The organism is Agrobacterium genomosp. 2 str. CFBP 5494 (assembly GCF_900013495.1).
GTDB classification, from domain to species: Bacteria; Pseudomonadota; Alphaproteobacteria; order Rhizobiales; family Rhizobiaceae; genus Agrobacterium; species Agrobacterium pusense.
The window spans coordinates 1,795,273-1,818,976 of sequence record NZ_LT009719.1; the positions used below are offsets into that span (position 1 = coordinate 1,795,273).

The 23,704-nt window shown below is 60.0% G+C and carries 22 protein-coding genes; 13 read left to right on the forward strand and 9 right to left on the reverse strand.

The window, feature by feature from the left end:
• Window positions 1–599: 599 nt before the first annotated feature.
• The 6 genes from AGR2A_RS23135 (at window position 600) to AGR2A_RS23160 (ending at window position 8,219) form a co-directional block, all read left to right on the forward strand.
• Window positions 600–1,979, forward strand: a complete 1,380-nt coding sequence (locus AGR2A_RS23135) for a GH1 family beta-glucosidase (protein WP_072493039.1) — start codon at window positions 600–602, stop codon at window positions 1,977–1,979.
• A 292-nt stretch (window positions 1,980–2,271) separates the two neighbouring features.
• Window positions 2,272–2,901 (forward strand): NAD(P)H-dependent oxidoreductase, encoded by a 630-nt coding sequence (locus tag AGR2A_RS23140; RefSeq protein WP_004445205.1) that lies wholly within the window; start codon window positions 2,272–2,274, stop codon window positions 2,899–2,901.
• 367 nt (window positions 2,902–3,268) lie between these two features.
• On the forward strand, window positions 3,269–4,309 hold the full coding sequence (locus AGR2A_RS23145; protein ID WP_072493038.1) for a methionine ABC transporter ATP-binding protein: 1,041 nt from the start codon (window positions 3,269–3,271) through the stop codon (window positions 4,307–4,309).
• Complete coding sequence (locus AGR2A_RS23150) at window positions 4,299–4,967, forward strand: methionine ABC transporter permease (RefSeq protein ID WP_006699527.1); 669 nt, start codon at window positions 4,299–4,301, stop codon at window positions 4,965–4,967. Before AGR2A_RS23145 ends, AGR2A_RS23150 begins: the two co-directional genes overlap by 11 nt.
• A gap of 33 nt (window positions 4,968–5,000) precedes the next feature.
• Entirely contained in the window at window positions 5,001–5,780 is a 780-nt protein-coding gene (locus AGR2A_RS23155; protein ID WP_006699526.1) for a MetQ/NlpA family ABC transporter substrate-binding protein, read from the forward strand.
• A 195-nt stretch (window positions 5,781–5,975) separates the two neighbouring features.
• The gene (locus AGR2A_RS23160) at window positions 5,976–8,219 is read left to right on the forward strand and encodes a bifunctional diguanylate cyclase/phosphodiesterase (RefSeq protein WP_034496788.1); all 2,244 of its coding nucleotides are present in this window, start codon (window positions 5,976–5,978) and stop codon (window positions 8,217–8,219) included.
• Window positions 8,220–8,321: 102 nt separating this feature from the next.
• Here AGR2A_RS23160 and AGR2A_RS23165 read toward each other — a convergent pair whose 3' ends face one another.
• The 3 genes from AGR2A_RS23165 to AGR2A_RS23175 all read right to left on the reverse strand — a co-directional run bounded on the left by AGR2A_RS23165 (window position 8,322) and on the right by AGR2A_RS23175 (window position 10,938).
• Window positions 8,322–9,266 carry a rhodanese-related sulfurtransferase gene (locus tag AGR2A_RS23165; protein WP_004445192.1) on the reverse strand — a complete coding sequence of 315 codons (945 nt, stop codon included), beginning with the start codon at window positions 9,264–9,266 and terminating at the stop codon, window positions 8,322–8,324.
• 291 nt (window positions 9,267–9,557) lie between these two features.
• On the reverse strand, window positions 9,558–10,466 hold the full coding sequence (locus AGR2A_RS23170; RefSeq protein WP_072493037.1) for a CHAD domain-containing protein: 909 nt from the start codon (window positions 10,464–10,466) through the stop codon (window positions 9,558–9,560).
• Window positions 10,450–10,938, reverse strand: a complete 489-nt coding sequence (locus AGR2A_RS23175) for a CYTH domain-containing protein (protein WP_004445188.1) — start codon at window positions 10,936–10,938, stop codon at window positions 10,450–10,452. The genes AGR2A_RS23170 and AGR2A_RS23175 overlap by 17 nt, the downstream gene beginning before the upstream one ends.
• A 171-nt stretch (window positions 10,939–11,109) precedes the next feature.
• Between AGR2A_RS23175 and AGR2A_RS23180 the strand changes: the two genes are divergently transcribed.
• The 4 genes from AGR2A_RS23180 to AGR2A_RS23195 all read left to right on the forward strand — a co-directional run bounded on the left by AGR2A_RS23180 (window position 11,110) and on the right by AGR2A_RS23195 (window position 13,803).
• Window positions 11,110–11,748, forward strand: a complete 639-nt coding sequence (locus AGR2A_RS23180) for a 2-dehydro-3-deoxy-phosphogluconate aldolase (RefSeq protein WP_072493036.1) — start codon at window positions 11,110–11,112, stop codon at window positions 11,746–11,748.
• 108 nt (window positions 11,749–11,856) lie between these two features.
• Complete coding sequence (locus AGR2A_RS23185) at window positions 11,857–12,552, forward strand: tellurite resistance TerB family protein (protein ID WP_072528502.1); 696 nt, start codon at window positions 11,857–11,859, stop codon at window positions 12,550–12,552.
• Between the two features lie 323 nt (window positions 12,553–12,875).
• Window positions 12,876–13,568: a GNAT family N-acetyltransferase gene (locus AGR2A_RS23190; RefSeq protein WP_072493033.1), complete on the forward strand. Its 693-nt coding sequence runs from the start codon at window positions 12,876–12,878 to the stop codon at window positions 13,566–13,568.
• Window positions 13,555–13,803 carry a hypothetical protein gene (locus AGR2A_RS23195; RefSeq protein WP_006700244.1) on the forward strand — a complete coding sequence of 83 codons (249 nt, stop codon included), beginning with the start codon at window positions 13,555–13,557 and terminating at the stop codon, window positions 13,801–13,803. The genes AGR2A_RS23190 and AGR2A_RS23195 overlap by 14 nt, the downstream gene beginning before the upstream one ends.
• On the opposite strand, the gene AGR2A_RS23200 is transcribed toward AGR2A_RS23195, so the two are convergent.
• The 3 genes from AGR2A_RS23200 to AGR2A_RS23210 all read right to left on the reverse strand — a co-directional run bounded on the left by AGR2A_RS23200 (window position 13,794) and on the right by AGR2A_RS23210 (window position 16,784).
• The gene (locus AGR2A_RS23200; RefSeq protein WP_004445176.1) at window positions 13,794–14,843 is read right to left on the reverse strand and encodes a nickel/cobalt transporter; all 1,050 of its coding nucleotides are present in this window, start codon (window positions 14,841–14,843) and stop codon (window positions 13,794–13,796) included. The genes AGR2A_RS23195 and AGR2A_RS23200 overlap by 10 nt on opposite strands.
• Complete coding sequence (locus tag AGR2A_RS23205; protein ID WP_004445173.1) at window positions 14,837–15,478, reverse strand: DUF1007 family protein; 642 nt, start codon at window positions 15,476–15,478, stop codon at window positions 14,837–14,839. Before AGR2A_RS23205 ends, AGR2A_RS23200 begins: the two co-directional genes overlap by 7 nt.
• Window positions 15,479–15,584: 106 nt before the next feature.
• Complete coding sequence (locus AGR2A_RS23210) at window positions 15,585–16,784, reverse strand: hypothetical protein (RefSeq protein WP_072493032.1); 1,200 nt, start codon at window positions 16,782–16,784, stop codon at window positions 15,585–15,587.
• Between the two features lie 251 nt (window positions 16,785–17,035).
• On the opposite strand from AGR2A_RS23210, the gene AGR2A_RS23215 reads away from it, so the two are divergent.
• The 3 genes from AGR2A_RS23215 (at window position 17,036) to AGR2A_RS23225 (ending at window position 19,961) form a co-directional block, all read left to right on the forward strand.
• Window positions 17,036–17,323, forward strand: coding sequence for a hypothetical protein (locus tag AGR2A_RS23215; RefSeq protein ID WP_004433441.1), 288 nt, complete (start codon window positions 17,036–17,038; stop codon window positions 17,321–17,323).
• 517 nt (window positions 17,324–17,840) lie between these two features.
• A complete protein-coding gene (locus AGR2A_RS23220; protein WP_072493031.1) occupies window positions 17,841–18,488 on the forward strand; it encodes an outer membrane protein in 648 nt (215 codons plus the stop codon).
• 291 nt (window positions 18,489–18,779) lie between these two features.
• Window positions 18,780–19,961, forward strand: a complete 1,182-nt coding sequence (locus tag AGR2A_RS23225) for an MFS transporter (protein ID WP_072493030.1) — start codon at window positions 18,780–18,782, stop codon at window positions 19,959–19,961.
• 221 nt (window positions 19,962–20,182) lie between these two features.
• Here AGR2A_RS23225 and AGR2A_RS23235 read toward each other — a convergent pair whose 3' ends face one another.
• From AGR2A_RS23235 to AGR2A_RS23250, 3 genes are all read right to left on the reverse strand, one after another.
• The gene (locus AGR2A_RS23235; RefSeq protein ID WP_034496759.1) at window positions 20,183–21,175 is read right to left on the reverse strand and encodes a WD40 repeat domain-containing protein; all 993 of its coding nucleotides are present in this window, start codon (window positions 21,173–21,175) and stop codon (window positions 20,183–20,185) included.
• Window positions 21,176–21,656: 481 nt separating this feature from the next.
• The gene (locus AGR2A_RS23245) at window positions 21,657–22,775 is read right to left on the reverse strand and encodes a CobW family GTP-binding protein (protein ID WP_072493028.1); all 1,119 of its coding nucleotides are present in this window, start codon (window positions 22,773–22,775) and stop codon (window positions 21,657–21,659) included.
• A gap of 113 nt (window positions 22,776–22,888) precedes the next feature.
• Entirely contained in the window at window positions 22,889–23,689 is an 801-nt protein-coding gene (locus AGR2A_RS23250) for a creatininase family protein (RefSeq protein ID WP_072493027.1), read from the reverse strand.
• Window positions 23,690–23,704: the final 15 nt, after the last annotated feature.

The window sequence follows — 23,704 nt, forward strand, 5'->3', positions numbered from 1 at the left end:
CGGAATTTTGCAACGGGTCCCGCCGGGGAGAAGGTGGCCCGAAGGGCCGGTTGAGGGGCCCGCTCTCCGTTCTGCTCCAGAAGAAGCGGACAACTCTGCGCCACCCCTCCATCCTTTTCAGTCACTTCCGAAAAAATTCTTCCTCTCCCATCCCCATTGCCTCCGTTGGCTGCATCATTCCTCCCGCAACCGGAACGGAAGGGCGATACGCGCGGCGCCTTTTGCGAACCGGTTGCCGGCATCGACAAGCATGGTTCTGGTAGACCGTGTTTCGGAGAGGCGTCCCGCACGGCCAGAGGCGGGAAGGGCTGATCGGATAGATGTCGTGAAAAGGCTGTAAGCGAGAGGCCGTGATTATGGTCTTCATAATGCGGCCCGGTGCATGCAAATACTTACACCACTACCCATTCCACACGCATTCACCGGGCCTGCCTCCCATGCCGCCGCTACGCGCTGCGGTGACGTTTTCGCATGCAAAGCGCTTTGGGCCTGTTCACCGCGCATCCTGAAACGTTGTAGACTCCGCCGAGCCCGACTGTACCTCGCAGGCGACATGGTCTAAACCGCTGCTGATCTTTTCACATCCGATGGACTCTCCAATGACCGATCCCAAAACGCTCGCAGCCCGTTTCCCCGGCGATTTCCTGTTTGGCGTCGCAACTGCCTCGTTCCAGATCGAAGGTTCCACCAAGGCGGATGGCCGCAAGCCCTCCATCTGGGATGCCTTCTGCAATATGCCGGGCCATGTCTTCGGGCGTCACAATGGCGATATCGCCTGCGATCATTACAATCGCTGGGAGGAAGACCTCGATCTCATCGAGGAGATGGGGGTGGAGGCCTATCGTTTCTCGATCGCCTGGCCGCGCATCATTCCCGATGGTTTCGGGCCGATCAACGAGAAGGGTCTGGATTTCTACGACCGTCTCGTTGATGGCTGCAAGGCACGCGGGATCAAGACCTATGCGACGCTGTACCATTGGGATCTGCCGCTGACCCTGATGGGAGATGGCGGCTGGTCTTCCCGCTCCACGGCACATGCCTTCCAGCGTTACGCCAAGACCGTCATGGCCCGCCTCGGCGACCGGCTGGATGCGGTGGCGACCTTCAACGAACCATGGTGCGCGGTGTGGCTCAGCCATCTCTACGGCGTCCACGCGCCGGGCGAGCGCAACATGGAGGCCGCGCTTGCCGCCATGCACCATATCAACCTCGCCCACGGTTTCGGCGTGGAAGCTTCCCGCCACGTCGCGCCGAAAGTGCCGGTGGGGCTGGTATTGAACGCCCATTCCGTCATTCCCGCTTCCGATGGCGAGGCTGATCTGAAGGCGGCCGAGCGGGCCTTCCAGTTCCACAATGGCGCGTTCTTTGACCCGGTCTTCAAAGGCGAATATCCCGCCGAGATGATGGAGGCGCTGGGTGATCGTATGCCCGTCGTGGAGGCGGAAGACCTCGGCATCATCAGCCAGAAGCTCGACTGGTGGGGCCTGAATTATTACACGCCGATGCGCGTTGCCGACGACGCGACACCGGGCGCGGAATTCCCCGTGACTATGCCCGCACCGGCGGTCAGCGATGTGACGACCGATATCGGCTGGGAGGTTTACGCTCCGGCGCTGAAGTCGTTGGTTGAGACGCTCTACAGGCGTTACGATCTGCCGGAGTGCTACATCACCGAAAACGGCGCCTGCTACAATATGGGCGTCGAAAACGGCGAGGTGAATGACCAGCCGCGTCTCGATTATTACGCCGAACATCTCGGCATCGTCGCCGATCTCATCCGCGATGGTTACCCGATGCGCGGTTATTTCGCCTGGAGCCTGATGGATAATTTCGAATGGGCCGAGGGATACCGCATGCGTTTCGGCCTCGTCCATGTGGATTATGACACGCAGGTGCGCACGCTGAAGAACAGCGGGAAGTGGTACAGCGCGCTGGCTTCGGATTTTCCGAAGGGGAACCACGGGGTGGTGAAGGGGTGAAACCTCTCCAACGTCATCCTCGGGCTTGTCCCGAGGATCTGCAACCTACTGATTTTATTCAATGTGATTAGATCCTCGGCACAGGGCCGAGGATGACGTCGAGAGGATGTATCGCGGGCACGCCAAAAAGTTCTCTCCCCTTATTATCAGTTTTCCAAACTTTTTTGTCGGTTACCCCACGGTGCCTGCTTGCGCCTGCCGTCCCGGCTCCTATGTGAGACGGGCTACGAAGCGTAGCGCCCATCCTGCCGTCAAGGGGCAGGGCGGGCTGGTCCTCCCAGGGAAAACGAACATGCTTATCGAAAAACTTAACTGGCGTTATGCCACCAAGAAAATGGACCCTTCCAAGACGGTGTCCGAAGACAAGGTCGAGCGCATTGTCGAGGCAGCGCGGCTGGCGCCCACCTCCAGCGGTCTTCAGCCCTTTGAAGTCATCGTCGTCACCGATCCGGAAGTGCGCGCCAAAATCCGCGAGATTGCCTGGAACCAGGCGCAGGTGACCGAAGGCTCGCATCTGCTGGTCTTTGCGGCGTGGGATAATTACACCGAAGAGCGGATCAACCATATGTTCGATCTGGTCAATGAAGAGCGCGGCATCAAGAATGAAGGCTGGGAAGCCTATCGCCAGATGCTGCTTAACACCTATCCGCAGCGCGATCAGCAGGTGAATTTCGAGCACGCCGCCCGTCAGGCCTATATCGGTTTCGGCATGGCTGTGGCGCAGGCCGCCTTTGAGGGTGTGGATTCCACTCCGATGGAAGGTTTCGATCCTGCCAAGCTCGATGAAATCCTTGGCCTGCGTGAGAAGGGCCTGCGCTCCGTCACCATCCTGCCGCTCGGTTATCGCCAGCCGGAAGGCGACTGGCTGGTGAACCTGAAGAAGGTGCGCCGCCCCGCTGAAGAATTCGTCAGCCGCGTCTGATTCAAGGTACTCGCAAAATCTTGACTGCCGCAGGGCTGCACACGCGGCTTTGCGGTAGATTTTTCCTCTCTTTTCAGATAATTGAAAAAACATCCCTGTTAAAAGGTGGCGTGTGCGGGCAAGTATGCGCCATCGAATTGCCGATCCCCGGCATTTCTGAGTGAAAGCCTGACGAAATGACCCGGAAAATCAGCTGTTATCGAATGTGCCCGAAGGCTGCATGAAGAGAGCGGTTCAGCACCGCAACAGGATTTTTTGAGACCCGATCCGTCACGCATTCCCAGAGTTCACAATGAGTTTTCCATCCAGTGCGGCCTCGCCCGCGCGCCAAGAACAGGCGGTCCCTGAAGGGGCGGCAAAGGAGCCGATGGTCACGTTCGAAGGCGTGACCAAGACCTTTGGCGGCACGGGCGGCAAGCCCGGCTTCGCAGCCCTAGCCGGTATCGATTACGCCGTGCCGAAAGGCTCCATCACCGGCATCATCGGTCGTTCCGGTGCCGGCAAGTCCACGCTCATCCGCCTCGCCAACGGCCTTGAAAAGCCTTCGACCGGTCGAGTGATCGTTGATGGCGTCGATGTTGCGGCGCTCGATGAAAAGAGCCTGCGCACGCTGCGTCGTTCCGTCGGCATGATCTTCCAGCACTTCAATCTCCTGTCCTCGCGCACAGCGTTCGACAATGTGGCGCTGCCGCTCGAAATATCAGGCATGGGCAAGAAGGATATCGAGACCCGGGTTGCGCCGCTGCTCGATCTTGTTGGCCTGTCCGATAAGGCAAAGCGTTATCCGGCGGAACTTTCCGGCGGCCAGAAGCAGCGTGTCGGCATTGCCCGTGCGCTCGCCACCCAGCCGAAGCTGCTGCTTTCCGACGAAGCAACGTCTGCGCTCGATCCGGAAACGACACAATCCATTCTCGAACTGCTGAAGCGCATCAATGCCGAACTCGGTCTGACCGTGCTGCTCATCACCCATGAGATGGAGGTGGTAAAGACCATCGCGTCGCAGGTGGCCGTCATCGACAGGGGAGTGATCGTTGAGCAAGGCACCACCTTCGATATCTTCACAGCGCCGAAACACGAGACCACCCGCAGCCTGCTGTCGTCCTCTGTCGGCGTGAAGCTGCCGCACTGGGTTACCTCTGGTCTCAAGCCGCAGGCAGCGGAAGGCGATCGTGTTCTGGTGCGTCTGGTGTTCTTCGGCGAAACGGCCTTCCAGCCGCTGACGGCCCGTCTCGTCGCCGAAATCGGCCCCGATGTGAACATCCTCGCCGGCACCATCGAGGAAATTTCCGGCGAGCCCTTCGGTTCGCTTGTCGTCTCCTATCCGGCCTCGGCTGAGGTTACGGCGCGCGCCGATCGCTTTTATGCTGAAACCGGTCTTCACACGGAGGTGCTCGGTTATGTCGCCTGATATGATCTTCAACCTTCTGCTGAAAGGGCTGTTGCAAACCCTTCACATGGTTGCTGTTTCCGGCATCGTTGGGTCCATCATCGGCGTGCCGATGGGCGTTTTCCTCGCCACCAGCGGCAAGGGCGAACTGTTTCCCGCGCCCATGACCAACCGCATCCTCGGCCTCATCGTGAATGCGGCGCGCTCCACGCCCTTCATCATTCTTGTCGTGGCGATCATCCCCTTCACCCGTCTCGTGGCGGGCACGTCGATCGGCACCAGTGCCGCCATCGTACCGCTGACGGTCGCGACCGTGCCTTTCATCGCCAGGCTGGTGGAAGCGGCGATCCGCGAGGTGGACAAGGGTCTGATCGAGGCTGCCCGCGCCATGGGCGCGACCCCGCTGCAGATCGTCACCAAGGTTCTGCTGGCTGAGGCCAAGCCCGGCATCACGCTGGCGCTCACGCTCACGCTGGTCAGCCTCATCGGTTATTCGGCCATGGTCGGTGCGGTCGGCGGCGGCGGGCTGGGCGATCTCGGCATCCGCTACGGTTACCAGCGCTTCATGCCAGACGTGATGCTGGCCGTGGTTCTGGTGCTGATCGTGCTAGTGCAGCTGGTGCAGAGCGCCGGCGACCGGCTGGCGCGCAGCTTCGACAAGCGTACACGGAAGAATTAACTGCGTTCATAATAACAACCCAAGGAGACACCCATGAAGAAACTCATCCTCGCGGCATCGCTCGCCGCTCTCTTCACCGCCGGTCAGGCGCTGGCCGAGACGATCAAGATCGGCGTCACCCCCGCCGAACACGCGCAGATCATGGAACAGGTGAAGAAGATCGCGGCCGCCAAGGGCCTCGATATCGATATCGTCGAGTTCTCCGATTATGTCGTGCCGAACCAGGCGCTGAACGACGGCGAGCTGCAGGCCAACTCCTTCCAGCACCAGCCGTACCTCGACAACCAGATCGCTGACCGCAAGTTCGATCTCGTCAGCGTCGGCACCACCATCACCACCCCGATGGGCGTTTATTCGAAGAAGGTGAAGAGCCTTGACGAGCTGAAGGATGGCGCGACGGTCGGTATTCCGAACGATCCCACCAATGGCGGCCGCGCCCTTCTGGTTCTTGCTTCCAAGGGCCTGATCAAGGTCAAGGAAGAAGCTGGCCTCAAGGTAACGCCTGCCGACATCACCGAAAACCCGAAGAACATCCAGATCGTCGAACTCGACGCCGCACAGCTGCCGCGCTCGCTTGACGATACCGACGCTTCGGTCATCAACACCAACTATGCCACGGCAGCCGGCCTGAACCCGAAGAAGGACTCCATCGCCATCGAAAGCGAAAAGTCCCCTTACGCGAACGTCATCGCCGTTCGCACGCAGGACAAGGACAAGCCCTGGGTGAAGACGCTGGTGGAATCCTACCACAGCCCGGAAGTGAAGGCCTTCATTCTGGAGAAGTATAACGGCACGGTTATCCCGTCCTGGTAATCGCTCCATCACGATGAAAATGATGACCTCTCCCGCGCGCGGGGGAGGTTTTTTGTTTTACGGACGGGCGCAAATCCACTTTTCCTGAAAAACTTCCGTTCTTTCAGAAAGGATTTTTCAGATTTCCGGTCGGACTGTCGTTTTGTACCCGTTGTTTTTTGGGTCGGTGTTACGGCGCGGCTTAACGGCTTTTGAATGTTTCCTTCGCAAGATGATGCTTTCGAAGGGGATTTTATGCGGATTGCGCCGCGCAACATTGGGGACTATTTGCCGGTCGGGCGCAGAACCGCCGTCGGCGTTGTGCTGTCCACCTTCGCGCTGGTGCTTCTCATCGTTACGGCGCTCGTCCTCTCCGCTCTCAGTCAGGTCCGGGAAAAGGCCAATCTGCTCGACAGTGCCCGTTCACGCGAGACGACGGCGGGAGCTCTCGTCACTTTTCGCGAACAGCTTGGTGCGACGCTCAACGATTACGCCGCCTGGGACGATGCCGCCGAATATGTCTATGCTCCTGATCGCTTCGACTGGGTGGCCAGCAATTACGGCGACATGACGGCCAATAACGATCTTTTCGATACTGCCGTTATCATCGACGAGGATGACAAGGTCCGTATGGCTTATCAGAATGGCAAGCCGGCGAAATGGGTGCCCGGCACCTATTTCGCCGCCGGCCTTCCGGAAATGATCGAACGGGTGCGGTCCATGCGTCCCGGCGTCACCTCGCAGGTCACGGGTTTCGTCAAAACCGGGGATGGTATCGCCGCTGCCGGTGTTGCGCTGGTGCGGCTCAAATCGGGAGCGCTGCCGCCGGTCGGCGCGGAGCGGCGCTATCTGGTTTTTGCCCGTCATCTCACCCAGGCGACGGTCCACAAACTCGCCCGCAACTACGTGATCGAGGGCCTGGAGCTGCAATATGGCGAGGGAACGGCCGCCAACCACGTGGATATCGTCAATCCGCTGGGGCAGGTGCTGGCACGGCTCGTCTGGCGGTCGCACCTGCCCGGAGATGTCAGTTTTCATGAGGCGCGGCCGGTCGTCTTTACCGCGCTCGGTATCGCCGGCACGTTCTTTCTGGTGCTGCTCATTATCGGTTCGGCCACGCTCGATCGTCTGAAGGCGGATGAGGCGGCGGCGCGGGAAGAAGCTCTGCGCGATCGGCTGAGCGGCCTCAATAATCGCGCCGGTCTCTTCGCGAGGCTGGACCGCATGGTCGCCAGGGCAAGCCACGACAAGACGGATATCAAGCTGCTTTATCTCGATCTCGACGGCTTCAAGGAAATCAACGATTCCTACGGCCACGCGGCGGGTGACCGGCTCATCAAGGGCGTGGCGGCGGCGCTCAGGGTGCTGGTGCCGGAAGGCGCGGTTCTGGCGCGGCTCGGCGGCGACGAATTCGCCATCGCCATTCAGGGCGACGACGTGTGGGTGGAAGGCCGCAAGCTCTGTATGTCACTGCTGGAACTCTTCACCGAACCCTTCAGCATAGGCGAGCGTGTGGCAAGTATAGGCTGCAGCATCGGCACGTCGATCTCGCGGGCGGGGGACATCAATGGTGAGGAATTGCTGCGCCGCGCGGATATGGCCATGTATCAGGCCAAGGAAAACGGCCGCGGTCGTTACGTGTCCTACGAATTGAAAATGGATGCGCTGCGCGAGGAAAAACTGCAGCTCGAGGCCGATCTTCGCTCCGCCATTTTGAACGACGAGATACAGGTGGTTTATCAGCCGGTCGTCAGCGCCGCCACGCGCTGCATTACCGGGGTGGAGGCGCTGGCCCGCTGGCAAAGGCCGGGATATGGCTTCGTCCCGCCCGACATATTCATCGCCGCTGCCGAGACGAGCGGTCTCATCGACCGGCTCGGCCTGCTGGTGCTGCGCAAGGCCTGCGAGACAGCACAGCAATGGCCGTCCATCAAACTGTCGGTCAATATTTCACCCGTGCAGTTCCGCAATCCGGCCTTTTCCGGCCATGTCGCGGATATTCTGGATGCAACGAAGACGCCGCCGGAAAGGCTGCGGCTGGAAATGACGGAAGGTTATTTCATCCAGCACCCGGAGCGGGCAAGTGCGGCAATAGACAAGCTGAAACAGCTCGGCCTGCATATCGCGCTCGACGATTTCGGCGCCGGCTTTGCCAGCGTCGGCTATCTGCGTCGCTTCGGCTTCGACAGGATGAAGATCGACCGTTCGCTCATCATGGCGCTCGACAAGGGAGGCCGCTCGCTGGAAATGCTGCAGGCGACCGTGGCGCTGGCGAAATCCCTCGACATTCCGGTCACGGCCGAAGGCGTGGAAACGGAAGAGCAGGCGGCCATACTGCATCTGTGCGGCTGCGACGAATTGCAGGGTTACCTGTTCTCAAAACCGGTCGCGGCGGAAGAGATCACCGCCATGCTGGACGGGCAGGATGCGCCGCTCTTTGCGCTGCGGGCGGGGGCGTGAGGTTCTCGACGTGCCGCTTCTCGTTTCTTCTCCCCGGCGGGGAGAAGAAACACGCGGCGCCGCTCTATCCAAATTTAGATACAGTCCTATAGCTACCTGGGCTTACCGCCCCAGATGCCGCTCGCCGCGCTTCTTTGCCAGGTCGATCTGCTGTTGCCGGTCGCGGAAGCGCTGGCGGTCTTCTTCGCTGCGCTCATCGTAGCAGCTCGGGCAGGAGACGCCTTCCTCGAACTTGGGTGACAGGCGCACTTCCGGGGTGATCGGGTTGCGGCAGGCGTGGCACAGCTGGTGGTCGCCTTCGGCCAGGCCATGCACCACCGACACACGCTCGTCGAAAACGAAGCAGGCGCCCTCCCACAGGCTTTCTTCTTCCGGCACTTCTTCCAGATATTTCAGGATGCCGCCCTTGAGGTGATAGACCTCGTCGAAGCCCTGCTCCTTCATGAAGGCCGTGGCCTTTTCGCAGCGGATGCCGCCGGTGCAATACATGGCGATCTTCGGCTTGTTGTGCAGGCCGGGATTGTTCTTCACCCAGTCCGGAAACTCGCGGAAGGTTTTCGTCTTCGGATCAACTGCACCCTTGAAGACGCCGATGGCGGTTTCGTAATCGTTGCGGGTATCGATGACGATCGTGTCCGGGTCGGAGATCAATTCGTTCCAATCGCGCGGGTCGACATAGGTGCCGACGATCCGGTTCGGATCGATATCAGGCACGCCCATCGTGACGATCTCTTTCTTGAGCTTCACCTTCAGCCGCACGAAAGGCATGTGCGAGGCGCGGCTTTCCTTGTGCTCCAATGCCGAAAATTCCGGCTGTGCGCGCAGGAAGGAAAGCACGGCGTGAACGCCTGCATCCGGGCCGGCGATCGTGCCGTTGATGCCCTCGGCGGCCAGCAGCAGCGTGCCCTTGACGCCGTTCTTCTGGCAGAGCTCGAACAATGGCTCACGCAGGCTCTCGAACCGCGGCAGGCGGGCGAAATGATAAAGCGCGGCCACAAGGAAATCGCCAGAGACTTCCGGGCGGGGGAGAATGGTCGTGTCGGTCATGGCCGGTGAAATACAGCGACGGCGGCCGCAAAGCAATATTTATCGGTGGGTTCGGGTATTTTGAAAATCGTCAATCGGGAGGATTTGTGGGCTTCCTGTCATTCCTGCTGCCGTGTGCAGGCAACGGGATGTCGCAATGCCGCCTCCGTCATTCCGGCCTTGAGCCGGAATCCAGCCGACGCGCGTCTGCGCGGCGGGACAAGTCTTTTCAGCCCAAGTCCTTGGGCTGGCTGGATTCCGGCTCAAGGCCGGAATGACGGAGGTGAGCGAGCGCCGAAAGTGGCGTTTGGCCTACTTCGCCGCCTGCCGCCACAGCAGGCCGACGATGCGGCTTTCCGTGCTGGCAGATTCGGAAAAGACCTCATCTGCCAGTTCAAGGCCTTCGGCACGCAGCGCCTGCTGCCTTTCGATGATGGCGTCGAGCAGCAGCGCCAGCCGTTCGCCGTTGCCAAAGCGGTCGGGCTCGCGGTCGGCCACGGCGGCGAGAACCGAGAGATCGTGTTCGTGGCCGAGAATGTCGACCAGTCGCTTGGTATCGGCGCGCTTGGCGCGCATGGCGGACGGCCAGATACGCCTCATCAGACCAAGATGCATCCAGTAGGTCTGGCCGGCCTTGCGCAACTCATGGAAATGCTCGACATCGGCCTGCTCGTGGCAATCGGCCAGCGCCTGTCGCGCCCGTTTCCTCTGCCGCGCCCAGCTTGTCCTCAGCAGCCGGGCGCTGTCCTTGAGCTCATCCGGCAGCGATAGCGTCTTCAGCCGTTCACGTCCCGCCTCGCAGCCGGTGATGGCCGCAGAAATCGCCTCGTCGAGAGCGGCCTCGTATTTCACCGCATGATCCCGACGCGCGCGCAGCATCGCCGTGATGGACCGCAGCGCCTCACCCTGTGTATCGGAGAGCGCGAAAGCCTCCAGATATTCCGCCGTTTCCACCAATGCCGTCGCATCACGGGCGAAGGCGAGCGAACGGGCAATATCCCGGAAGCGGGCATTTTCCTCTCGGCTAAAATCCGGCGCCGCCTTTCGGATGAGGCGGTAGAGGGCCCGCAGCCGCTTGAAGCGCTTGCGCACATCGTGCACGGCCTCGTGCGGGCCGGACGGACGGTCACGCAGGATGGTGACCGTGTCTTCGATCAATTCCAGGCCGGCGCGGCGGATTTCATCGTCAAAGGGCTTTTTCGGATCAATTCTGAAAGGCATCCGACAGGTCTCCGCTCTGGTCGTCCGTGGCGAGGGACTGGTTGGAAAAGCGCCTGTCGCCCGTTACCTCCCTGCCGAGCCAGGGAGGAAGATCCGGATCGGCATTTTCGTCATCCATCTCCACTTCCGCCACGATAAGCCCCTTATATCGGCCTTCGAAAACATCGATCTCCCAGGTGAAGCCGCCGTGATCAACCGTGTGCCGCGTCTTCTCGATCACCACGCCGGGCGCGCTGGCCATCAGTTCCTCGGCATCTTCCAGCGGGATGGGATATTCATATTCGTCGCGGACGAGGGCGCTTGCGCCGATCTTGATTGTGAGTGTCGCGTCACGCCCGTCGACGATCCTCACCCTGACCGAACGATTTTCCATGGAGGCGACATAGGCCTGCCGGAAAGCCATGCTATGCGTTACCTCATCGCGCCATTCACCGCCTGCAACAAGAAACTTCCGTTCGATTTCCTTGGCCATGCTGTCTCCGCAAACTGGTGCGCCAGACTATCGCAAGACGGCTTGATGAAGAAGCGAATTGATTGAAGTATCAGGGCAAAAAATGGCCTTGCCATGCCTCGACATCAAAGCCGGGGCAGGCTAATCGGTAAACGGGATTTCAATCGTTTCAATCGCGCAAGGAGGCTCATCTTGGCCCAGGACTCCGAAAAACTTCTCTCCCTCCTGAAACTTCAGCCGGTCGTGCCGGTGCTGATCGTGGATGACGCCGCCTCCGCCGTGCCGCTTGCGCGTGCTTTGGTCGCTGGCGGTCTGAAGGCAATCGAGATCACCATGCGCACGCCGGCCGCGCTGGACGCCATCCGTGCTGTTGCGGCGGAAGTGGAAGGCGCCAATGTCGGCGCCGGCACCATTCTCAATGCGAAGGATTTCGAGGCGGCTGCCGAAGCCGGTTCCACCTTCATCGTCAGCCCAGGCATCAACAAGAGCGTGCTGGAAGCCGCGCGCAGCTCCAGGGTGCCGCTGCTTCCGGGCGCCGCCACTGCCAGCGAAGTCATGGCGCTGCGCGACGAGGGTTACAAGGTGCTGAAGTTCTTCCCGGCCGAACAGGCTGGCGGCGCACCTTACCTAAAGGCGCTGTCTTCGCCGCTCGCCGGCACCGTCTTCTGCCCGACCGGCAGCGTATCGCTCAAGAACGCCAACGACTATCTCTCCCTGCCGAACGTCGTCTGCGTCGGCGGCTCCTGGGTTGCCCCACGCGAACTGGTGGCGACGGGTGACTGGGCGGGCATCACCAAGCTTGCCGCCGAAGCTGCTGCGCTGCGCGGCTGATTTATCTCCTGTCAAACCCGTTCACGAAGGCGTGAGCGGGTTTGACATTTATAATCGGCCTACGGCTTCCTATCTCCCCTGTAGATTTGACCTCTACAGGAGATTTTGATGTTCGACGCCAAGAAGCTTCTTGAACAATTCCTCGGCTCGCAGGTGCCGGGCCTTTCGGGAAGCGTCCGTGACAGAGCCGGGCAGGCCGCCGATATCGCCAAGAACAATCCCCTCAAGGCCGGTGCTCTCGCCGCCGTAATCCTGGGCACCAAAACCGGCCGCAAGCTCGCCGGCAACGTCGCCACCATCGGCGGTGTCGCCGCCATCGCTGGCCTCGGTTACCTCGCCTACAAGAATTACAAGTCAGGACAGGCGCCGGAAGCCGCGCCGAAACCAGAGCCGGAACTTCTCGCTCCGCCCGCCGATTCCGCTTTCCATCCGCAGTCGCCGGCACTTTCCAATGATTTCGCGCTGAAGCTCATCCAGGCCATGATTGCGGCGGCCAAGGCGGACGGGCATATCGATGAGAAAGAGCGCGCCAATATCATGGACAAGGTGCAGGTTTCCGGCCTCGATAGCGAAGCCGAGCGTTTCCTCGAAAAGGAACTGGCCGATCCGCTCGACATCGACGCGCTGGTGGCCGCTGCCCGCACGGAAGAGCAGAAGGTGGAGCTTTATACCGCCTCGCGGCTTGCCATCGAGGCCGATACGCGGGCGGAGCGGGGGTATCTCGATCTTCTTGCCGGGCGGCTTGGGTTGCCGGATGCGCTGGTGGATCACATCGAGGCGACGGTGGTGGCGGCGAAGGTGTAGGTTGGCGTTTGGGCTTGGGCGTGAAGGTTTGAGCGTGTGGCTCACCCCCCTTCTGCCCTGCCGGGCATCTCCCCCTCAAGGGGGGAGATCGACAAGCGGCTACATCTCACCTCTTTCGACATTTGCGATTGAAGCGGCGGTAGGGCCTCCCGCTGATCTCCCCCCTTGAGGGGGAGATGCCCGGCAGGGCAGAAGGGGGGGGTGAGCCACGCCCACCGAGGATGATAAGCGCCCCGCCGAGATCACCGCATCCCACCCCCACATCCACTGTTGTCATCCCGCCCGGCTTGCCCTAATCCTTCTCCCAGCAAATGGGGAAGAGAATGCGCGATCTGAGAGAATTCAAGGGATGTCCGGCGCCGCAGCCGGTGGTGCTGAAAGGCCGTTATGTAACGGCGGAACCGTTCGATCGCGACAAACATCTGGAAAAACTCTGGGCTGCGCTTGGCGGCGAGGGCACCAATGCGCTGCTCAGATATTTCCCGCAAAGCGCCTTTCCCGATGCGGATGCCTTTGGTGACTGGCTTGTTGGCGCTGGTGAAAAGCTTAACTGGGTGACGCTGGTCTTTGTCGAAAACACAACGGGCGAAATCGTCGGCATGGCGAGTTACATGCGGCCCGATCCCGCCAATGGCGTGGTAGAAGTCGGCTCCGTCGCCCATGGGGCGAAGATGAAACGTTCCCCGCTTGCCACCGAGGCGCATTACCTTATGGCAAAGCATGTGTTCGAGGACCTGGGGTATCGCCGTTACGAGTGGAAATGCCACAACGAAAACGAGCCCTCCAAGACGACGGCGAAGCGTTATGGCTTCACCTTCGAAGGCGTCTTCCGCCAGCATATGATCTCGAAGGGGCAAAATCGCGATACGGCGTGGTTTTCCATGATCGACGGCGAATGGCCACTGATCGGCAGGGCCTTCGAGGCCTGGCTTTCACCGGACAATTTTACAGCTGACGGCACGCAGAAGCGCAAGCTTGAGGATATTCGCGCGGAGCTTGCCCATGCCAACGCCTGAAAAGCCAAAGTCCGAGACGCCAACCGCCAGGAAGGATTGGTCGCCTGCCATTGCCGCGGTGCTCATCATCCTCGGCTTCGGGCTGATATTCTTCATCATGCCTAAAATCATGTTGTGGCTCGGGGATTATTCGCCCTGGCTGGCGGCCGCCTTCGGCACGGTGGCGGTGCTCTGTTTTTTCCTGCTGTTCTGGCTGCGGGCGCGTTACCAGCGCCGCCATAACGATCAGAACTGAAGCGACGCGCCGAGCAGCATCAGGCCCATCAGCAAGACGAAGAGCGCACCGGCGATTTCGATCGCGTGGCTGATGCCGGCCGCCCTGCGGCTGCCGGGGCCGGCGAAACGCACGGCCAGACCCTTGGCGGAGACCGCCATGATGGCGAGGACCGAGACCGTGATGGCGGTGCCGAGCGACATGGCAAGGACGGAGAGCACACCGCCAAGATAAAGCCCGTTCAAAAGCGCGAAGCTCATGACGATGATAGCCCCCGAGCAAGGCCTGAGCCCTACAGCGATGATGGCTGACCATGCCTCGTGAAGACTGAAGTTCTTTGCCCTCAGCAGCATCGGATCGGGCGCATGGGATTTGCCGCAGGCGGTGCAGAGGTCGCCCGAGCCGTCATGGGCGTGATCTGCAAAAACCGGTTTGCCCTGAAACCGCAGCCCCGTGCCCATGCCGGTGGTTCTTGCTGCCGGTGCCTCACCCGCCACAGCGAAAACGGTGGCCGGCTCGCGCCGGATGCGCAGCGACCAGAGTTTTCGCACCAGCAGCCATGCGCCGAACAGGGCGACCATGGCGAAACTCGCGATTTCCATCGCCTGTGTCGCTTTCGTCATGGTAATTGAGGTGCCGCGCAGCACCAGCCAGGCCGCGCCGACAAGGCCGATCGCGACAGCGCCCTGAATGAGCGCCGAGACGAAAGAGATGACGATGCCACGTCTCAGCTGCGTTTCATTGGCGATCATGTAGGAGGAGATGACCGCCTTACCGTGGCCGGGACCGGCCGCATGGAACACGCCATAAGCAAAGGAGAGGCCGATCAGCGAACCGAGCGCCCAGCTGTCCTCGCGCATCGCCTTCAGCGCGCCGGTCAGCGCCCGGTAGAACATCTGCTGGTGCACGTTGATCCACTGCATCAACGGGGCGAAAGGCCCGCCGACGGAAAAGGACGGTTCGGCCGAGCCTATGCCGAGCGGCGATTGCGCATGGGCCGCGCCGGCCACGGCAATGAAGCCGATGACGACGGCAAGCAGGCCGACCCGGCGGCTCAGCATGTGACCTCCAGCCGCGTGGCAAAGAGCTTGGTCATGTCTGTACCGGTGGGATCGTTGAAAAAGGCATCGGTGAGCGTATTCTGGTTCTGGGAGATCACCTCGTCCGGATCAGGGCGCACCACATGCTGCTTGCAGGCCTTCAAATCCTTGCCCTCGGTGGCGATATCGCCGTCCTTGGCGAAATCGATCGCCGTGTACATCGTCGGATCCCACGCGCCAAAGCTGAGCCTGCCCTTCACCGCCAGAGGTTTGAGCGGTTTCACGGAAAAGAACATCAGAATCTGCTGGTCCTTGTAATCCACATGAATGGCGTCGGGTTTACCGAACTCCACCGGTTTCCCGTCAGCGGTGATGAAGGTGTAGTAGGAATATTCGGCCAGCGATTCCAGCACGGTGTTGCCGATTTCGGCCAGCTCGTCCTTGTCGAGTTTCAGATCGCTGTTCTTGTCGTAATCCATCACAACGCTTGCTGAGAACATCTCGTCGAAACGCCAGATGTTGCGCACTTCCTGGATGGTCCGGTTCGGTCCCTCGACGATTTCCATCCGGGCTTCGGCAAAGATATGCGGATGGGCGGAGGCGGCGACGGGGATGCAGGCGAGGCCGGCCGCGAGAAGCAAAAATCGTCTGTACATTATCCGGTCTGTCCTGCCGTCGAATCTGGAAGGTGTGACTCTAGCAGAAATTGGGACCGAATTTCGACCCGATGCGTCCGAACCTTCGCGCAGGTTGAGACGGAGTTCAGAAGGTGCCGCTGAAACGCGAGGTGACGCTCGAGCCATCATAGGCAAGGTCAGTATCGCGCTCGTCATGCAGCAGGCGGTTGAACTCCACCTCCAGCTTGCTGTTCTTGCCGGTATCGAAAGAGAGGGTGGCGACCAGCCGGCGCTCGCTGGTATCGTAATTGTAATAGATCCAGTCCTTGTGGACCTGCTGCAGCGCGAGGTCCAGGCCGACCTTCTCGGCCAGCCTGCTTTTCACGACGAACTGCCAGCGACGATGAAATTCGGCGATCGGGTCGTCGGGATCGAACAGGGCATAATCCTGCGAGAAGCCCACGCCGAAGGCGATGCGGTCCGTGGCCTTCAGCTCGGCTTCCGCCCGGAGATAAGGCCGGGTGCGCTTCACCTTGTCGCTGATCTCGTCTCCGGAAATGGAGGTCAGCCCAGCTTCGGCAAGCACTGCGAGACGGTTCGAGAACCTGTAGCCGTAAGCAAGCGAGCCGCGCAGCGTATGGGCCGGAAACCGCTCATATTTTTCCTGCTGCCCTTCCGGCACGAGAATGCGGTCATAGGCGATCGTGATGCCAGCCTCACCGCCGGCGAGTGGCCGTTCATGTTCCGCCTTCAGCGACAGGAGCGCCTCATTGGCCTCCAGACGCGTGGGGATGAAATAGGCCGGGCGGAATCGCGCCTCGCCTTTCATCAGGCTGGCAAGGCTGGCCGTCAGCTTGTTCTTGCCGCCAAGGGCGAGGATGCCAAGCTGGGAGGAGGCTTCAAGCTTGTGATCCAGCTGCCTGTAACCGATATTTTCTTCCGGCAGGTGCAGGAAAATATCGCCGGCATCGCTGCGGGTGCCACGCAACTCAAGAGCCCATTCCAGCTTTTCGGAAAAGCGTCTGGTCAAACCCAGCGACGCGATGGTGTTATGCTCATTGGCAAAACGGTAACGGGGAAGGCGAACCTCTTCCTGCTCGAGCGAGTAACGCAGTTCCGCCCCTTCAAGCGCGATCTTGCCCGTGAGCCCGAAGCCAGCGCGCAGCGAAATGGCGCTCAGCCGATTGGTGTCGGCGAAATAATTTCTGTCATAGGAGATGCCGGATTTGTAGATGATGGTGTGCTCATCGGCCTTTTCTCCCGCCCACCCGCGGCAGGCGCAGGCAAGCCCGAGAACAAGCGCGATATATCCCCCCCAGCCGCATTTGCATCTCCGGTCGCTAATTAAGCAATATCTTATATTTGGATGGTTAATAAAGTTTCCTGCCCGGTTTTACTGTCTCCGCCAAAGACGCCTGCCGATACTGTTAGGAAAAGGAGCGAACGGGCGGAGGCGAGATATGTAGTATTTGATTAAAATCGCCAGTATTAGTGTTAATCGTTTATTGTAATATTAGCCTTTGCTTGAATTAGAATCCTCTAAACATACAGTTCAGTTACGCCAGATGGCGTGATCAAACAAAAGAGGAGAGAGAAATGATTGCAAAGTTCGCTTGTGTAGCCGCTATTCTTACTGTCGCTTCCGTTGGTCAGGCCAATGCGGGCGGTCTTCTGGGTGGCATCCTGTCCGGCAACAGCAACAAGGGCGGCGCCCTTGTCGTGGTTTCGCCGAGCATCGATCTCGGTGTCAGTGGCATCCTGTCCAATAACGGGATTTTGAATGGCAACAAGACCGGCATCCTGAACGGCGTGCTGAATGGCAACAAGACGTCCGTCGATGTCATCGACAACAAGAATGACGGCGGCAAGAAGCGCCGGCACTGAGGAATGAAGAAAGGGATGGCGAAACCATTGTCTTTCGCCATCCCGCTCTGACGGGACAGCTCGAAGATCATCAGGGATTTTCGACGCAGACGATGCGCGAAGCGCATAAGCCGGTAACGAGCCCAGAGTTGCGTGTGTGTGACGCATGGTATTTCCGGCAAGAACAAACGGCGCATCGCATGACTGAAGGGGGCCCTCGGGCTCCGTTTTTTTGAGGATGATCCAGCTGCGTCGTCGCGCTCGCCGATCCTTGAAGTGCCTTAGAAAGATGCGTGCATCCGGTGTATTTATGTTTAGATATTCTAATTTTACTTTAAATGAAATACAAAGTTATAATGTAGAAATATACAATATAATTTGCTATTATTTGGTTTTGGCGTCATTGTTACTTGTTTTTAACGTTTGGATGCTTCAATTAGAACGTGTCCCCGACTAGTCGTTTGTGACCGTGATTTCGGCGGCGGCTATGTTCGAGGCCCGCTTCGTGGCGGGTAGGGCAGTTTTGAAGGAGCAATTTATGTTGAAACAATCATTTCTAGTTTTCGCCGCACTTGGCGTTCTTTCCGGCGCAGCCATTGCTGCTGATGCCGTTAGCGACATTCCGGCGGCGCCTGCTGTCAGCGACGCTGCGCCTGCCTTTTCCTGGGATGGTTTTTACGCCGGTGTTTCCGGTGGCTATGGCTGGAACCGTTTGAAAGCCACGGAAGACGGTGACACCGAAAAGCATAGTTTTGATGGCGGTCGCTTCGCGGGCTTTGCCGGTTATAATGCAGAAGTGGCGCCGTCAGTTGTTCTCGGTGTCGAGGGCGACCTCGGTTACGCCTGGGGCAAAAAGACGATCGAGCTCAGCAAGGTGTCCTCGGGCTTGAACGGTTCGGCACGTCTGCGTGCCGGCTATGCCATCGACCGCGCGCTGATCTACACCGCCGGCGGTTACACCGCCACAAACAGCAAGATCAAGACGCCTTTCGGCAACACGAGCGAGACGCTGAATGGCTGGACGATTGGTGCGGGTATCGATTATGCCTTCACCGACAACATATTCGGCCGTCTCGAATATCGCTACAACGATTTCGGCAAAAAAACCTATACTATCCAGAACCTCTCTGCCGATGGAAAGCTCAGCGACCACGTTGTTAACGTCGGTCTCGGCGTGAAGTTCTGATTGGCGGTTGTTCGTCCCTGCCGAACGCGTCGGGGCGACAGTCAAGCAGCATCAATCCATAATCTGCCCGGTGGCGAGAACATCTCCGGGCAGGTGCCCTTAATCGAACGACACTTGCTTTCCGCTGAAGCAGGTCGAGCCGTGGGCGATAGACATCCTGAGTGGCGAGAAGAGGTTTCGTCTACTTCCAGCGACGAAACGGCATCCCGTGTTGCGTGCAGGCTTGAACAGCGGAGCGTTTTGATGTGATGGTGGGTGCCACCCCCGCTTGCCAGCCTTCAGACGATTCCCATGCAACAAAAAAGCACTTTGCCGGGCGCTTTTGATCGCCAGGCCTATATGATCGCGTTGCTGGTCTTCATTGCCGGCAGCACCAATGCCGCCGTTGTGCCATTTATCGGCTTCTACATCATTCAGGTGCTTGGTCATCCGCCGGCCACCGTCGGATTTTACAGTGTGACGGCGGCGCTGGCTTCGATTGTCGCAAGCCGCGTTTATGGTGAGCGCGTTGATGCCGGGATGCGGGTGAAGCCGCTTTTGTTGTTTTCGGTGTGCGGCGCTCTTGTCGCGGCCGCGGCGGCAAGCTTTGGGCATATGGCGCTGCTGGTGGCCGTAACGGCGACCGGCATGGGGCTTTCCAACGCCGCAAGCACGCTCATTTTCAGTTACGGTCGGTATCATGGCCGGGTGAAGGGGCTGGACACGGCCGCCTATAATGCCTTCCTGCGGACGATGGTGTCGCTGGCATGGATGCTGGTCCCCGCCGCCGCCTATCTGATCTTCGACCTTGCGGGTGCGAAGGCGGTATTCGTGAATGCCATGCTGATGGCCGTCATCTGGGGCGGTCTTGCGCTCGTCGTCGTGCCGTTGAACCAGACAAGCCCGATGGAACGGCGGCCGCAGGGCGAGGGCGACACACCTCGCAATATGCCGCTGCTTCTCGCCGCCGCGGCCAGTTTCTGCATGTCTTTCGCCCATGCGCTCTGCGCTTCGGCATTGCCGGTGTTTCTGGTGCGTGAAGTGGGGTTGCCGGACTATGCGCCGGGCCTGTCGCTCAGCGTCAAATGCGCCATGGAAGTTCTGCTTATTCTTCTTGCGCCGCGCATCATGCGCCGGATCAGCCCACGGCTGCTGCTGAGCGGCGCGGCGATAACGGCGATAATCGCCTTCAACATCATCGCTTCGGTCACGACCCTGCCCGCAATGCTGGTGGGGGCTGCGATGGAGGGTGCCTATTACGGCCTTTTCGCCGGCACCTGTCTGACCTTCGTGCAGGGCTTTGCCCGTGGACGCACGGCGCGGGCAACGGCGCTCTATATGAACTCGATTTTTCTCGCTGCGCTGTTTGCGGTGCCGCTAATGGGGTTCGTATCGCAATATGCCAGCTTCGGGGCCTCGATCCGGCTCGCCTCCGTCGGTGCGGGCGCGGCTTTGCTGCTCTTGTTCCTCACGCGGCGGCAGGTGGGAGAGTAGCGTATTGCAGGGGGCAGCAATCCTGCACAAAGGCTTGGCGGCGACATTGCGGACGACCCTCGTTCCTGTGTCTGTCACAGGATTCCGGTCGACGCGCGTCTGCGCGACGGGAGGCTACTTTCAGCCCAGGGACTTGGGCTGCCTCATTCCTGTGACAAGCACAGGAATGAGGCAGCGAGATTGGCCGTGGAATAAGCGGCCGTCTCGCGGGCGGCCAGCCCTCAAGCCGAAATGTCTATAATCCCGCAATCACCCGCTTCTGAAGCGAAGGCGAGCAGCTTGCCGGTGGCGCTCCAGTCCATGGATGTGATCGCACCCTTGCCGGGACGACGCAGCAGGGCTTCCTTGCCATCTGCGAGGCGCACGCCGAGGATCATGCCGTCGATGAACCCGATGGCGAGCACATCTTCCACGGGGTGGAAGGCGACATTGGTGACCATGATGTTGGCGCGGGTGCCGAGTTCCTCCGGGGCCTTGCCCATCGGACCATCCTTGCCGGAGAAGGGCCAGACGATGGCGGCCGGTGCGCCCGATGAGGCGAGCCATTTGCCCTTTGCCGACCAGGAAACGGATTTGACCTTGGCGGGATAACCCGTCATGCGCATATGGCGGGCCTCCATGCCGCCCTTGGTGGCTTCCATCTTCCAGCCGTGCAGGGCATTTTCCTGCATGGTGGTGACGAGGAACTTGCCGTCGGGCGAGAAGGTGACGCCGGTATGCGCACCCTTCCATTCGAGATCGACCGGGTCGCCTGCTGTGGCGACCCAATGCAATGTCACGCCGTTATAACGGGCAACGGCAATGCGCAGGCCCTTGGGCGCAAACGCGATCGCCTCCACCGTGCGCTCTTCCTTGAATTCCTTGACCGTACCGTCCGGCAGCCGCACGAAGCTGGATTTGCCGACACCATAAGCAACCGCCTTCTGTGGCCCGCCGGCAACGACGCCCACCCATTTGCGCGGCACGTTGGCAATTTCGCTGAGGCTGCCATCATGGCCGATGCGCAGCACACGCCCGTCTTCGCCGCCGGAAAGCAGCGTGGCGCTGTAGGGGTCGCGAATGCAGGTCAAGAGCCCGTCATGCGCCTCAGTCACCTTCTCGCCGCCATCGAGCCGGTGAATGGTGCCGGCGGCGGTGGCAAACAGGGGAATGTCGCCGAGAAAATGGGTCGAGACCACGTGGCCTTCGATATCAAGCGGGGCAACAGTCGGCATGGGGTATTGGTCTTTCGTATCTGTGTCTGATTGGCGGGGCGTCATTCCCGCCGGCTGGCATGGTTCTAGAGCATTTCCGGCAAAAGCGGAACCGCTTTTACGTTCGGACGATTCGCGAAATCAAGGAGATAGAATTCTTTGCGGTAGAGGAATCATCCCTGCACAGCGGTTGAAAATTATTGAGACTCCGGTGCTCCGGGCTCACCCCCCTCCGTCCTGCCGGACATCTCCCCCTCAAGGGGGAGATCGGCAAGACGCACTTTTCTCACTTCATTCTCGACCGTCGAGAGGTGCGAAACCTCGCCACGGAACGATCTCCCCCCTAGAGGGGGAGATGTCCGGCAGGACGGAGGGGGGTGAGCCGAGAGCACCGGAGCGTCAATGATTTGCAACTGCCGTGTACGGTGTCGAAGAACGCGCGTCGGCGGATGACGAACGCAGCCGTACCCCGGCTCAGGACCGGGGTAACGGAAGGATAAGATCAAGCCGTGGCGAGGCAGGCGTTAAAACTCTTTTCCAGCTTCTCGCGGTCCAGCTCACGGCCGATGAAGACGAGGCGGCTTTCGCGTTTTTCATCTTCCTTCCACGGGCGCTGGTGATCGCCCTCGATGATCATGTGCACGCCCTGCACCACGTAACGCTCGGCATCGCCCTTGAAGGCAATGATGCCCTTGAGGCGAAGGATATTCGGGCCGTCGGTCTGGGTGACCTTCTGGATCCACGGGAAGAACCGCTCGGGGTTCATCTCGCCGCCGCGCAGCGAAACCGACTGTACCGTCACGTCATGGATCGGCGAAACCGCGCCATGGTGGTGATGATCGTGGCCATGGTCATGATCGTGGTGATGATGCCCGTGGTCATGGTCATGATGATGATGGTCGTGATCGTGATCGTGATGATGATGATCGCAATCAGGGCCGCAGACGTGGTCGTCATGGCCGTGCTCTAGGAAATGCGGGTCGTTTTCCAGCGCGCGTTCCAGATTGAAGGCGCCCTGATCGAGAACCCGGGCGAGATCGACGCCGGAACGGGTGGTCTTGTAGATGCGGGCGGAAGGATTGATGGCGCGCACGATATCCTCGATGCGGGCAACTTCCTCCGGCGAAACGAGATCGGTCTTGTTGACGACAACGACATCGGCAAAGGCGATCTGGTCTTCGGCCTCGCGGCTATCCTTCAGGCGCATTGGCAGGTGCTTGGCATCAACGAGGGCGACGACCGCATCCAACTCGGTCTTGGCGCGCACGTCGTCATCCATGAAGAAAGTCTGGGCGACGGGCACCGGATCGGCGAGACCGGTCGTCTCGACGATGATACCGTCGAAGCGGCCGGGGCGGCGCATCAGGCCTTCCACGACGCGGATCAGGTCGCCGCGCACCGTGCAGCACACGCAGCCATTGTTCATTTCGTAGATTTCCTCGTCGGATTCGACGATCAGATCGTTGTCGATGCCAATCTCGCCGAATTCATTGACGATGACAGCGTATTTCTTGCCGTGGTTCTCGGAGAGAATGCGGTTGAGAAGCGTCGTCTTGCCGGCGCCGAGATAACCCGTCAGGACGGTGACTGGAATGGGCTTGGCTGTTGCTGTTTCGGTCATGGAAAACCCCGCGTGGAGAGAGGCCCGATGGCCTCAGGAAGATGTGTCGTCGTCCATATAGGCGCGACGCTCCGGCAGTTCAAAGAGATTTTGGCCGAATCCGGCCATCTCACTCAAATTTTGTTATGAAATAACGTTATGTCAAAAGTGTGGATATCTTCAAGCAGTTCGACAAGGCCTTTTACGGCGTGGGAAATCAGCCTTTCGCCCTTTTCCGCTGTCGCGGCGGCGGCGTTTCCGGCAACGCCATCAGGGTTGAGGTCGCTCATCAGCCAGCCGAATGCGTGCGGACCATAGGCGCGCAGGTGTTTGAAGCGGCTGGCGAAATCGCTCTGGCGGGAGGGGAAATTCGCGGCCTTTTCCATTGCCACGCATTCGGGGTGAAGTGCCAGCATGACCGATGTCTCGATGTCGCCGCCGTGAATGTCAACCGCCTTGTCCTCCGGCTTCACGATATCGGCCGGCACGCCAAAACGGGTCCAGCTTGTGGCGACCGCCAGCATGCCGAAACGGGCGCGGGCCTCGGTGGCGACGATGGTCATCAGCGGTGAATTGCCGCCATGGGCGTTCAGCATCACGAATTTGCGCACACCTCTTTTATGTTCCAACTCGGCGATGCCGAGCCAGCGCTCGATGGCCTCATCGTATCGCAGCGTCTTCGTGCCCGGCACATTCATGTGTTCGATGGAATATCCGACCGGCTCCGCTGGCAGGAAGGAGACGGGCAGATGACCGGGCAAGGCGGCGGCAAGGCGGGCGACGATGCCTTCAGCAATCAGAGTATCGGTCTCGAAGGGCAGGTGGGGGCCATGCTGTTCATGCGCGCCGAGCGGCAGCACGGAAATTGCGCCTGTTGCGTGAAGATGAGGGTCTGTTACGTTTTCGTCGTGATAATGCGTGTATGAGTTTGGCATCTGGCAGTCCGCGCG